Origin of the sequence: Pedobacter sp., assembly GCF_045627485.1 — a bacterium.
Lineage (GTDB): Bacteria > Bacteroidota > Bacteroidia > Sphingobacteriales > Sphingobacteriaceae > Pedobacter.
In genome coordinates this window covers 1-13,222 of record NZ_JAZQNU010000140.1, presented here as the reverse complement: position 1 = coordinate 13,222, position 13,222 = coordinate 1, and the positions used below count along the sequence as shown (strand labels likewise).

Below are 13,222 nucleotides of genomic sequence, written 5' to 3'. Positions count from 1 at the left end.
ATTGGTATTTCATTTCGTTATAGGAATAAGTTTTCCTTTTTCTTTTCTACTTACATCAGCAGCATGCATGAAATGAAAGATCTCTAAGGTCTCCGCTTCTGAAACCGGAGGCACGCCCGTGTCAAAAAAGGCTATAATTTTATCAACCAAAGGCACATAAGAGCTGAAAGGCCCCAGACTAGCAATCCCCTTATCTCCAAAAGCAGTTCCGGCAATGTTTGCACTACCCGTCCGGATACCCCTGACCGTACCAATACGGCCATCTTCCCAGGTGCCGACTAACAAATCCGTACCTTCCTGATACGTGCGGCTAACGGACTTACATCCAGGTCCCATTACGGTAAAGAGCATTTCTACACCATGGATTCCGTACCAGGCCATATCCAAATGACGGTCTTCTATCACTGCTGGCGTATACACATCAGCACCTGTAACTTTTCCAATGGTGCCATTTACAACCTTTTGAACTGTAGGATCGAAACGTAATGCGGAGCTGGTAAATACCGGACTATTGTATTTTCTTGAAGCTGCAAATATTTTTTTTGCATCAGCTAAAGTTGCAGCCAGTGGTTTATCTATAAACATTCGTTTACCTGCTTTAAGCACAGGAAGCGCTTGTTCATAGTGTGGTCTCCCATCTATGGTTTCCAGCAACACCACATCTACTTTCTTTAATAGGTCGTCAATAGAATCTACAATTTCTACGCCCATGTTTTTCACCGCTGCGATAACTCCAGGCTTGATTTTCAAGGCCTCCGGAATATCCGGGCTCCCATGCGGATAAGCAGCTACAACTTTGTATCCCCCAGCTACTTCTCCCGAATTGATCATTTTTGTAAACACCTCGCTATGTGAAGTATCCAGCCCAATAATACCAATTCTTTTTCCAGCAGCTACTGGATTACTGCCCGATGAGAACAGGTTAACCTCCTCAGCAATAGAAAACAAAGGACTAAGACTTACTGCGGCACCAGCCATAGCCGACAGTCTTAAAAAAGACCATCGGCTATATGTATTTTTATTCTTCATACTTAATTAATAGTTTGAGTTTTGGGTTAATACACCATTTGAGCGATCAATTTCCGTTTGCGGAATCGGAAATGGCCAGCTATTATCTCCGGCACTAACGCCTTTGTCTGCAAACCCATATTTTGTATAAAATGCTTTCATGGTGGTAGCATATTGATTCCACCTAACCAGATCATACAGCCTGAAACCCTCCAAAGCCAGTTCTACCCTACGTTCGTGCTTTATAGCTTCCAATAAATTATCAGTCGGTTTAACAGCATATCGAGTGTCAAATTCCGATGGAGTTACTGCAGCTAAACCCTCACTGAATTGCCTGAATACTGCTGGCCCATCAACTTTTGAAGTGGTTACAAATGCCCTTCTTCTAACTTCATTGATATATTGAGCTACCTCACCATTGGCACCATTTGTTTTCAAAAGTGCTTCCGCATACACCAATAAAACCTCGGCATACCTAATCCAGTACGGCCCCCAGTTACTGCGGGTTAAGTTATCCTGCATACGGAACTGCTGAGGCACGAAAGCTTTCCGGCTATGTTGCAAATTAAAGTCATTGAAATAACCGCGATAATTATGAACTTCGTTCCCACCAGATGACGTGCGAAAAATATCATTATGGCTAATAATGGTAAACATCTTTCTAGGATCACCTGCTTCAAATGCTGAGGCCAGATCTCTTGTTGGCGTATTACCACCATAGCCCCCTATGTTATTTCTCCCTACGTTCATAATGGCAAAGGCATCACCACCAAACCCAATAGTTGGTAAAAAAGCCCTCAATACTGGAAAGATGGCCTCTTGCGAATAAGGACCTACCTGATAATCACCGCGGTATAAATCCTGATAATCAGGCAGCAAAGAAAGACCGCCATTTTTCACCACCTGCTCTGCAGCATTTTTAGCAACAGTATACTCCTCCATGGCGTTACCTTGCATTTTACTGCTTTCAATCAGACCTGCAAAAAATAAAGCAGCCCTGGCTTTCAAAGCATAAGCAGCATCTTTATTTGCTCTTCCTTTTTCACTTCTTGGAAGGCTTGCACTTCTAGGGAAAGACGCTACATTAATTGCTGCATCCAAATCGCTATAAATTTGGGCTTTTAATTCCTCCACAGGGCTTTTTGGCAAACGTGTTTCAGAAGGCATGGGGCTGATCACCAATGGTACTTCCTTAAATACCCAGATTAAATCGAAATAATACCATGCTCTTAAAAACTTAACCTCAGCAATATATCTTGCTTTTTCTTCTTCTGAGACCGATTTTCCATCTGCTACTAATTTATCCCATTGCTTTTCAATATTCTCAATGGCCAAATTGCATTTACCAATAGCAGCATAGCGGTTATTCCACATTTCACTTAACAATGGATTAGAAGCCAAGGGCCTACCTCTTCCAACTTCAATTGTTTGTGGCCTATCGCCTGGGTCAGAACCACCACCATCTGCATTATCAACAGATTCATCACCTAAGGCCACTTTATTAATCGTATAACCCCATCCGTCGAGCATGGGTCCATAACAATCCACAACAAGTTTCATTGCTGCATTATCGGTTTGAAAATATCCTTCTTCACTTAAACTACCCAAAGGCTCTCTTTCCAGAAAAGATTTCTTGCAAGCACTTAAGGAGACGATCAATACGCCAATTGCCAGTAAATATTTATAGTTTTTCATTTGTTTCTCAATTTGATTTAAGTGGTAATGATTTAAAAAGTTGCGTTTATACCAACCATATAAGATTTCGCTACAGGGTAATAGCCATTATCTACACCACTGCTTAAAGGTGATGTGCTTCCAATTTCAGGATCCAGACCTGTATAATTTGTAATGGTAAACAGGTTATAAGCCCCCGCCCAAATACGGATTCTTTGAATTTTCGCCTTTTTCATCATGCCTTCAGGCAATGAATAACCTACCTGGATATTTTTCATTCTCAGGTAGCTCCCATCTTCAACCAGCCAATCTGAAATTTGCAGGTTATTGGTGTTTATGGCATTAATGGCAAACTGATCATTACTTGGGTTAGTTGGTGACCACGCACGCGCCATGAGGTCTTTTGGTGCATTGTACCATCCCACTCCAGAATTCATATCAATTTTCTTGATGTTCATGATATCATTACCTAAAGTACCTTGCATAGATAAGCTGATATCAAAATTTTTGTAGGAACTATTGATGTTCAACCCATATGAAATTGTAGGAAAAGGATCACCAATATGAGTTCTATCCTGGTTATCAATTTTCTGATCTCCATTCACATCAACGAATTTCAAGTCTCCGGGACGTGCCCCTTCCTGAAAGTAGTTATCCACCTCCGCCTGACTCTGGAAAATGCCGTCAGTTTTCAACCCAAAGAAATAGCCTATAGGCAGCCCTTCTTCAGTTTTTGTTGTCGTATAATTAATCCAGCCGCCACCTAAAATTGGCTCTCCTCCACCAAGACTGATCACCTTATTTTTAAAAGTAGACATGTTACCGGCAATGGTATATTTAAAGGCACCTTTATTATTGTGATAAGCCAGTTCAAATTCAAGACCCTTATTTTCTATTTTGCCAGCATTTGTCCATGGGAAATTCGTAAAACCTAAATAATTAGGCAAGGGTACATTTAAGAGCATCCCATCAGTTGTTTTCTTAAAATAATCAGCCACAATATCGATAGCCCCGTCAAATAAGGATAGTTCAAGGCCAAAATCTGTTTGTTCGGTAGTTTCCCAACGTACACCAGGATTGCCCATATAATTACTTCCACCTCTTAAATAAGGAGTATAATCACCAAACAAATAATAGCCTAAATTACCGGTATACGTATTTCTGTAAGCGCCACCCCCAATAGCCTGGTTACCAATCTGGCCCCAGCTGGCTCTTAATTTACCTCTTGATAGCCATGAAGCGTCTTCGAGAAAGTTTTCTTCAGAAAAATTCCATCCAGCGGAGAAAGATGGAAAATTACCCCACTTTTGCCCATCGCCAAAATTCGAGGATCCATCTCTTCTAAAATTTGCTGTAAATAAATATTTGTCTTTATAAGAGTAAAAGGCCCTGCTGAAATAGGAAACCAAGGCATTTTCAGACTTAAAACCTGAGGCCCCCGGATTAATGGCTCCTGCATCGATAATACGCTGACTGGGATCATTTGTTACAAAGCCTTGTTTTGAAGCACCAGTTTGCTCATATTTAGTTTCCTCCGCCGAGGTACCTACCATCACATTAACCTGGTGGTCACCCAATTGCTTTTCAAAAGTTAACGTGTTTTCAAATACCCAGTAATTATTAGCGGTAATGAATTTACTTACTGTTGCATCGGCCACAAATTGTTCATTGTCTAAACGGTACCTTGGTGTAAAACCGTCAGAACTTCCCCTGCTTAAATCGAGTCCAAAACTACTTCTGTATTTCAGGAAATCAGTAATTTTAACATCTGCTGCTAATCCACCTTTCATTTGTATCCCTTTCCATACATTATCTTTATAAATATTAACCTGAGAGACTGGGTTCTCTTTGTTGGTCATCAAAATCGGACTATAAAAAGAGTAGGGATCATTCGGGTCAATCTGATCTAAAAAGAAAGAATTTTCTAAAAAAGAAGGAATATCTTTTAAACCAGTACGATAGACAGGTGAAATAGGGTCAGCTACGAAGCCAATAAAAGCCGTGCTAAAACCAGGGCTATTTTCGAGCACATTTCTCCTGCTTTCATGGATCAACCCAAAGTTACCCGAAAGTTTAAACCAATCTTTTAAATTGTGATCAAAATTAGACCGCCATGTTAAACGATCATAGTCAGAACCTTTGATAATTCCTTGCTGCTCCATGTAACCGAGACTGGAACTATAAGCAAGATCTTTCATGCCCCCGGAGATGGTTACATTATAATTTTGAACAGGTGCATCTTTTTGGTTAATTTCATTCCACCAATTGGTGCCTTCCTCACTTCCAAAATTACTTCTAAGGAAATTTAAAACTTCAGATTTCTGTGTTTCCGAAAAATACGCTGGCAAACCAGCATTTGTATTTGCAAGGTTTTTGTAATCCATAAATTCCGCCGCATTCATCATCTCATACGTTTTAATAGGATTCTGAATGCCGTAATAAGCATCGAAAGTAACCGTACTTCTTAAAACATCACCAAATTGCTGGCCTCTTTTTGTAGTTACCATCACCACGCCATTTGCAGCACGCGTACCATAGATGGCAGATGCGGAAGCATCCTTTAAAATCTCCATAGAGCTAATGTCGTTGGGATTTAGCCAGCCTATATCAGTCTGGGGCAATCCATCAACCACATAAAGCGGATTATTGTTGTTCACTGTACCAATACCCCGAATACGTACAGCAGGAGCAGTTCCTGGACTACCACCAGTAGAGGTAACCACAACCCCCGAAGTTTTACCTTGTAAAGCTTCAGTAGCATTCCTTACCGGCATATTTTTAAGGTCATCACCTTTAATTTGGCTCACGGCCCCAGTGAGGTCACGTTTTTTCATCGTTCCATAACCAACAACCACAACTTCTCCTAATTGTGCATCAGTACTTTTAAGCGAAACGGTAACCGTGGTCATCTGGCTGTTAACCGTTACTTCTTGCATCTGGTAACCAATAAAGGATACCTGAAGGGTGTCGTTATCCGTTACGGGAATCGAAAAATTTCCATTAGCATCGGTAATGACCTTGTTGCCTGTTTTATTTTTAACAGACACTGTTGCACCGGGTAAAGGAAGACCTTGTTCATCCTGAACACGCCCTTTTAAAATTTTTTGCAGATTTTTATTTCCTGTCAGATTCGCCTGTTCATGCTTACGGCTGATCACTACGGTACCAGCAATAATTTCAAAAGTAAAATCGGTTTTTGCAAGGGTCCGTGTTAAAACACTGGAAAGATTTTCGTTCTTTACATCAATGGAAATTTTCGGCATTTTAGCGATAAGCTCATCATCATAAATGAACTTATGCTTGGTTTGGAGAGAAATTTGGGTTAACACATTTTCCAGGCGCTCATTCTTTACAGAGAGCATTATACTTTGCGTTCCACTATATGCAAAAGCAGGAATAGTAAAAAGCAGCATGCAAAGTATACTTAACTTCATCATACGACATAATAGGTTCATAAATTTTTGCTTAGAGGTTTTAGGTGTGTTGATAATTATTTGGTTGATTGTGGTAGTGTCGAATGATGATCAGGGCTTTGGTTTTTTGATGAAGAGTGCACTTCCATCAAATTCAAATTGATACCCACTTAATGCATGAAGTATTTTTAATACTTCCGATAATTTCAAATTTCTATTGATACTCCCGGAAAAACGCTTTTGATTCTCAAGTTGATCTGCCTTGATTTCGAAACCATACCATCTGGAAATTTCCCCTAAAACCTCAGGCATAGTTTCATTTTTAAAATAAAACTCATTATTCCTCCAGGCCAAAACCTTCTTCAAGTCTCCTTTTCCAACCAGAATTTCCTTACCTTCCGCATGAGCTTCCTGCCCAGGAGCAATAATTTTATGCGTGAATGAATTGGATATCTTTACACTGCCCTCCAATAAGGTTGTTTTCATATTTGTACCGTAAGAATTTACATTGAAGTGTGTACCTAAAACTTCGATCGTATTATCGTTCACTTCAACTAAAAAAGGCCTTAACGGATCCGGAGCCACTTCAAAATAAGCCTCACCCGTTAACTTGACGCTACGTTGTGTCTGATTGAATTGTACAGGAAATTGCATTTCAGACAAGGAGTTCAGCCATACTTTAGTACCGTCTGCAAGTACTACCCTATAGGTTCCAGATTTAGGGACTGTTAAGGTGTTATATATTACCCTATTGTTAATGGCAGGTGTACCTGAGTAACTAAGTTCACCACCCTTACAATACACATGAAGTCCTTTATACTCGGAGATATTAATATCTTTTTCATCCAGGCGGACTACTTCACCGTTACTTAGCTTCAATACTGCCTTTTCACCTCCAGGCAGCAGGTCTTTTCCCTTAACAATTTTGGCCTGCAGGGGTAATGGTTGTTGTTCCTTCGGAAAGAAAATAAAGAAAGAAAAAATCAGACCCGCTACTGCTGCTGCATAGCCCAGGTAAGGGGCAGCTCTTTTTATGCTTCGGATATTCCTTTTTTTGACAGTTTTATTCCATGCGCCATCGACATCAAGGTTATCATAAAAATCAAAACTGTTTTTTACCTGCTCAGCTTGAATTAACTGGTCAAATAAACGTTGATTTTCAGGGCTTTCATTCAACCATTCCAACAAACGCAAGCTTTCATCGGCAGAAAGCTTTTGCTGGATATGTCTGGCTATTAAATCACCTAATTGGTAAGGGCTTATTTTCATTCCGGGCTATTTTCTCTATTAAGAAAACCAAACCTGGAAGAAAGACTATATCAAAGGAAATTATTTTTTTGAAGTCATGGTAAGGATGCCATGAACAACGTGAAAACCATGAAGGTTTCTATATCAAGGTTCGACCTCAAGATTTTTAAACCGTAAGACTTGTGATTTCTTACCGTGTTGACGCTAATATTTAATTCCTGGGCAATTTCAGGATTACTTAAACCCTGGAAGTAAGCTAAAAGAAAAACTTTCCTGCAACTTTCCGGTAATTGGAAAACCGCCTTATGCAGGTTAGCCATGGCTTCAGCCTTGATGATGGCTCCTAAAACCTTTTCATTTTCAAAGTCATCCTCCTGCCTTCGGAAGAAGTAACGTTCGCGAACTTTTTCGCGTTTCAAATAATTTAATGAAGAATTTCTGACGGCCGTGTATAGGAAATCCTTTATTGCCCGAGGATGATCTGAAAATTTACTTTTCGAATCCCAGTAAGCAAGGAAAGCATCCTGAACTAAATCTTCAGCAATGGTTTTATCAGGTACAAATTGGTATACAAAATAGCATAAACGACCATAATATTCTTTAAAGACATCTTCGGGTTTACATTTTTGCTCTTTTTGCATTCTAATGAAATCACAGCTAATAATAACAACATTACAAATATAAATGACCATTAACAAGCTATCATGATTAAAATTAATTTTCCTTAATGCATTTTTTATAGCGAAAGTATATCCTTCATTATTAGACATAAAGGGCTGTAAGAGGCATAATAGGTGGTTAGACATTTAAGGAAATCTTTACAAACCAGTATATTTGCGAAAATAAAAACAATCTATATCAAGACTTTTGAAGTCTTTTACCATTCAACACCTATGTTTAAGCGTTTATTTTCGAACCTACTATTTAAAATTTTTCTTGCCATAGTTCTAGGTATTGTTTTTGGAACCTATTTACCCGAATCCGTAAACAGGATATTTACAACCTTTAATGATTTATTTGGACAGTTTTTAAATTTTGCCATTCCATTGATCATCATGGGATTAATCATGGCTGCTATTTCTGATTTAGGCAAAAGCGCTGGCAAATTATTATTGCTTACTGTTGCTATCGCTTATGGTTCGACTTTATTTTCTGGTTTTAGTACTTATTTTGTCACAGCAGGAATATTTCCACAACTTTTGGCTACTCATGTAAATGATATCACTCAGCTTGGAGGTTCGAGACCTGAACTAACGCCCTATTTTAGTATTAGCATTCCCCCTGTTTTAGATGTGATGACTTCTTTGTTTCTAGCTTTTATCATTGGCTTGGGGGTTTCCTATCAAGAGAAATCAACCTTAAAATTAGTGGTGAATGACTTCCAGAAGATCATCATGCAACTCATAGAAAACGTAATTGTTCCATTATTACCATTATTCATATTGGGGATATTCACAAGTATGTCTTATACCGGAAAAGTTGTTCCAATCCTCTCGGTATTTATAAGCATTATAGGAGTAATTTTTGCCCTACATATTTTATTATTATTAATACAATACTTTATTGCAGCAGTTGTTACAAAGAAGAACCCTTTTAAGCTATTGCTTACCATGATGCCAGCCTATTTTACAGCATTGGGTACGCAGTCTTCGGCCGCTACTATTCCTGTTACACTGGAGCAGACTATAAAAAATGGGGTTTCTGAAAGAATTGCTGGATTTGTAATTCCTTTATGCGCTACGATCCATCTGTCTGGAAGTACAATGAAAATTACGGCTTGTGCTATTGCATTAATGATTTTAAATGGAGTTCCTTTTGATTTCACACTCTTCTCAGGTTTTATATTTATGCTGGGAATTGCAATGGTTGCAGCACCTGGAGTACCTGGTGGTGCAATTATGGCAGCTGTGGGAATATTGCAATCCATGCTGGGTTTTAACGAAGAGATGGTAGGATTAATGATCGCACTCTACATCGCAATGGATAGTTTTGGTACGGCATGTAATGTAACAGGGGACGGCGCAATTGCTTTAATTGTTGACAAAATCACAAGTGCTAACGAAACGAAATAGGTGCTATTTAAGGCGTTCTAAAACGCCTTTTCTCTTCACCAGGTTTTTATAATCCCACTGTATATGCTTCGCTTTCTCTAACCAGCGCGCCACATCATCAATGTTGATCTGTTCTGTGGAAGTGTAAGTAATCGATGCGTCTTTAAATTTTCCAGTGTTTATTTTTAACTCCGGTTCATCAAAATCAGCGCCGCTCCAAAACATCAAACGGATACCGGCTTTAAGCTTAGTATAACCTACAATTGGATTTCCATTGATAAACCACACGGGATGAGCATGCCAGATTTTACACTCCCCCTCAGCTAAATAACGGTTGATTTCTGAGGATAACACATTGCATATCTCCCGGTCGGGAGGTGATTGCAAATCATTGTAAGCTTGGATGTCCTTAATCATAAAATCGATTTTAGTATCGGTTACAGGTTACTCAAGATTTTGAGCAAATCCTAACGGAGCACATGATGCGCCAGTGCCTTTTGAACTTCAAAAATATTCACTGATTTGTTAAATTTCTTGCGGATGCTTGGAACCGTTTCACTGGATACCCAGATTTTCAGCTCCGCATCCAGGTCAAAAGTTCCAGCGGTTTCCACGCTAAACCTGGATATCGACTTATAGGCAACAGAAAGGAACTCGGTTTTGCTACCGGTTAATCCTTGAACATCAATGATGATTAACCTTTTATTGGTGAAAATGAAGGTATCCCTAATCAGTTTAAAGCCAAACTCTATTTCTTCATTATCAATTAGCAGTAGGCCGTAATTTCTCTTCAATTCATCCTGGCTAACTGCACCGGCATTGCCCATCAGGGCGGAAAATAATCCCATAGCTATAATTTTTTTCTAATTTATAATAAGAGTTGATAAAAGCGAATAAGTTACAGCTTTTGCCAGATGAATTTTTGGGTCATGCCAATGGAAAGGGCCGTGAAGGAGGTGTTATGTCTTTCACCTGTGAAATAACAATTAGCAATACTCAGTTGCTAACGCAAAGATTACCAGCAAGCCTATTAACCGCTAATCAAGTTTTTACGATGAGTAATCGCGTCTACAATTTCAATATATAATTCTTGTTCACTTAATTTTCATCTACTTTTAAGAGCAGCCGGTTTTATGAAAAGCTTCATTTTAGTAATCATACTTAAAGCCTAATGAAAGCAGCTGTACAATTTAAACCGAATTTTTTAATCTTAAATTAGATAAACAATGTGCGGTATCGCTGGGGCAGTAAATATGCCTGCAATCATTAGGGCAAAAGAAGTTTTGGAACACCGGGGGCCCGACAGTTTTGGCATTTACCAGGAGCAGGACGTTTGCCTGGTCCATCGGAGGCTGGCCATCGTTGATTTAACCGATGCAGGTCATCAGCCCATGTTTTTTAAAGAATTGGTGATCACCTTTAACGGAGAAATATATAATTTTCACACCATTAGAGAGGAGTTAGTTAATAAAGGCTATACTTTTCACTCTCATTCTGATACAGAAGTCATTTTGAAAGCATTTGATTGCTGGGGAAAACTATGTTTATCAAAATTCAACGGCATGTTTGCCTTTTGCATATTTAACACCAAAACAAAGTCCTTTTTTGTGGCCAGAGATAAAATAGGAATCAAACCTTTGTATTATTACCACCACGAAAATGTGTTTGCCTTTGGCAGTGAATTAAAGGTATTCTCCTCCAGCATTTTGTCTCATAAAAATGAAAAATCACTATTGCAATTTTTAGTTTTAGGCTATATTCCAGCCCCGCATTCAGCCTATCAAAATGTCTATAAATTACCGCCGGGAAGTTACCTGGACTATCAGCAAGGCAAACTTAAAATCACCAAATACTGGTCGGGCACAGATCAATCCACCCATTCCCCCTATCAAATTAACAACTACCAACATGCCTTAGAAGTGGTTGAAACGGAATTGCAACGTGCCATTGACATGCAAATGGTAGCCGATGTAAATGTAGGCTGTTTTTTAAGTGGTGGCGTAGACAGCTCCCTTATTGCAGCACTAGCCCAGAAAAACGCTCCGGTGCCTGTCAAAACTTATGCAATGGGGTTTAAGGAGCAAGGATTTGATGAAAGTGGTTATGCCACAGCAATTGCCGGGCATCTAAAAACTGTCCATCAAAACCTGACCTTCGAGCCAGACGATTTATTGGAACAGATCAATGATTTTGACTTTTATTTCGATGAGCCTTTTGGAGATTTCGCCTCCTTACCCTTAAGTATACTTTGTAAAAAGGCCAAAGAACAAGGTATTACGGTAGCTTTGTCGGGCGATGGTGGCGACGAATTATTTCTAGGGTATGAACATTATGCTTTTGCTACCCGGTTCCACAAGCTCTTTAAAAACAAACCCGAACTTTTAAGACATTGGTTTACCCGTTTACTTCGTCTGACGAACAATGAAAAGGCTTTAAAAATGATCTATCCGATCAACAACCCCACGTTACTCAATTTTTATCAGGTATATGCCACCTCTATAAAACCCTGGGATTTGGCCATGGTGGTTGGCAAAGATTTCCTGAGGAAGCATTTTGGAAAAGATGACATTTCCGTAGTTGATATTTTGAATATTCCAGCAGATTTCCCCCTTGAAAACGAGAAAGACCTCAGCAATATTGATCTTTTATGGACGCTGCCAGACTTGATGTTAACAAAATCAGACCGCGCCTCCATGCGGTTCTCTCTGGAATTAAGGGTGCCCATGCTGGATGCCAACTTAATAGAAATTTCAAGGGCAATACCCAATCATTTACTATTGAAAGATGGCATTAAGAAATCGATCTTAAAAGATATTCTTGCAAAGCACGTCCCCAAAGCGCTGTTTGACCGACCTAAACGTGGCTTTAATGTTCCTATTGCGCTTTGGTTCAGAAACGAACTTAAAGGGGAACTTTTAACTCTAAACGAAGGCTTACCCTCATTTATTAATAAAGGATATGTAAATCAACTGATCCTCGAGCACCTCCACCAGAACAGAAACCATTCTTATACCCTATGGAATTTAATGAGAATTAAAAAGTTTTACAGCATCCATGAAGCGAAGACGGTCCTGGTGGCGGTATCATAGCGGCTTACCCCTTACACCGCAATTCCGTGTAAATACTTTGCCAGGTATGGCCCCGTACGGCTTACTGTGTTTTCTACAATCACATCAGGAGTGCCTTGTGCTACGATCTGTCCCCCCGCCTCTCCCGCTCCCGGCCCAATGTCAATCACCCAGTCGCTGGCGGCGATCACTTCCATGTCGTGTTCAACTAAAATTACCGTATTACCAGCGTCAACCAGGCGGTTCAATTGCAGGAGCAAACGCTCCACATCCGAAGGATGCAAGCCTGTAGTCGGTTCATCAAGCACATAAAGCGTCTGTCCGTGTTGCACACGCTGCAATTCCGTAGCCAATTTAATGCGCTGGGCCTCGCCGCCAGATAATTCGGTAGCGGGTTGTCCCAAACGCAGATAACCCAGGCCAACCTCACGCACTACCTCCAATGCCCGGCTAATTGACGGTTCTCCACTAAAGAAGTCAGCGGCTTCATCCACCGTCATATGGAGCACTTCGGCGATATTTTTATCCTTGTAACACACTTCCAACGTTTGGGAATTATAACGTGTTCCGCCGCAGGTGGGACAGGGAGTATAGACACTCGGCAGGAATAACAACTCTACCATCACCATACCTTCTCCCTCACAATGTGGGCAGCGGCCCTTTACCACATTAAAAGAAAAACGTCCAGCATCAAACTTCCTCTTTTTAGCTGCAGGAGTGGCGGCAAATAATTTGCGAACATGATCAAAGAGGCCTGTAT

Annotated in this window: 9 protein-coding genes and 1 pseudogene; 2 read left to right on the top strand and 8 right to left on the bottom strand. The window is 40.0% G+C overall.

The window, feature by feature from the left end; translation table 11 throughout:
• Nucleotides 1-9: 9 nt before the first annotated feature.
• The 5 genes from ACR2F3_RS11075 to ACR2F3_RS11055 form a co-directional block, all read right to left on the bottom strand.
• Nucleotides 10-1,029 (bottom strand): Gfo/Idh/MocA family protein, encoded by a 1,020-nt coding sequence (locus tag ACR2F3_RS11075; protein ID WP_432710038.1) that lies wholly within the window; start codon nt 1,027-1,029, stop codon nt 10-12.
• A gap of 6 nt (nt 1,030-1,035) precedes the next feature.
• A complete protein-coding gene (locus tag ACR2F3_RS11070; RefSeq protein ID WP_432710037.1) occupies nt 1,036-2,703 on the bottom strand; it encodes a RagB/SusD family nutrient uptake outer membrane protein in 1,668 nt (555 codons plus the stop codon).
• Between the two features lie 32 nt (nt 2,704-2,735).
• The gene (locus ACR2F3_RS11065; RefSeq protein ID WP_432710036.1) at nt 2,736-6,137 is read right to left on the bottom strand and encodes a TonB-dependent receptor; all 3,402 of its coding nucleotides are present in this window, start codon (nt 6,135-6,137) and stop codon (nt 2,736-2,738) included.
• A 69-nt stretch (nt 6,138-6,206) separates the two neighbouring features.
• The gene (locus tag ACR2F3_RS11060) at nt 6,207-7,364 is read right to left on the bottom strand and encodes a FecR family protein (protein ID WP_432710035.1); all 1,158 of its coding nucleotides are present in this window, start codon (nt 7,362-7,364) and stop codon (nt 6,207-6,209) included.
• Nucleotides 7,365-7,438: 74 nt separating this feature from the next.
• Nucleotides 7,439-7,984, bottom strand: coding sequence for an RNA polymerase sigma-70 factor (locus ACR2F3_RS11055; protein ID WP_432710034.1), 546 nt, complete (start codon nt 7,982-7,984; stop codon nt 7,439-7,441).
• 252 nt (nt 7,985-8,236) lie between these two features.
• Here ACR2F3_RS11055 and ACR2F3_RS11050 point away from each other — a divergent pair, with 252 nt between their 5' ends.
• On the top strand, nt 8,237-9,415 hold the full coding sequence (locus ACR2F3_RS11050; RefSeq protein ID WP_432710033.1) for a dicarboxylate/amino acid:cation symporter: 1,179 nt from the start codon (nt 8,237-8,239) through the stop codon (nt 9,413-9,415).
• Between the two features lie 3 nt (nt 9,416-9,418).
• Here ACR2F3_RS11050 and ACR2F3_RS11045 read toward each other — a convergent pair whose 3' ends face one another.
• Both ACR2F3_RS11045 and ACR2F3_RS11040 read right to left on the bottom strand, forming a co-directional pair.
• The gene (locus ACR2F3_RS11045) at nt 9,419-9,811 is read right to left on the bottom strand and encodes a DUF1801 domain-containing protein (protein WP_432710032.1); all 393 of its coding nucleotides are present in this window, start codon (nt 9,809-9,811) and stop codon (nt 9,419-9,421) included.
• 50 nt (nt 9,812-9,861) lie between these two features.
• Entirely contained in the window at nt 9,862-10,242 is a 381-nt protein-coding gene (locus ACR2F3_RS11040) for a PH domain-containing protein (RefSeq protein WP_432710031.1), read from the bottom strand.
• A gap of 378 nt (nt 10,243-10,620) precedes the next feature.
• Here ACR2F3_RS11040 and asnB point away from each other — a divergent pair, with 378 nt between their 5' ends.
• Complete coding sequence (asnB, locus tag ACR2F3_RS11035; RefSeq protein ID WP_432710030.1) at nt 10,621-12,483, top strand: asparagine synthase (glutamine-hydrolyzing); 1,863 nt, start codon at nt 10,621-10,623, stop codon at nt 12,481-12,483.
• Nucleotides 12,484-12,494: 11 nt separating this feature from the next.
• On the opposite strand, the pseudogene ACR2F3_RS11030 reads toward asnB, so the two are convergent.
• A pseudogene (locus ACR2F3_RS11030) lies at nt 12,495-13,222 on the bottom strand (excinuclease ABC subunit A); the annotation flags it as partial.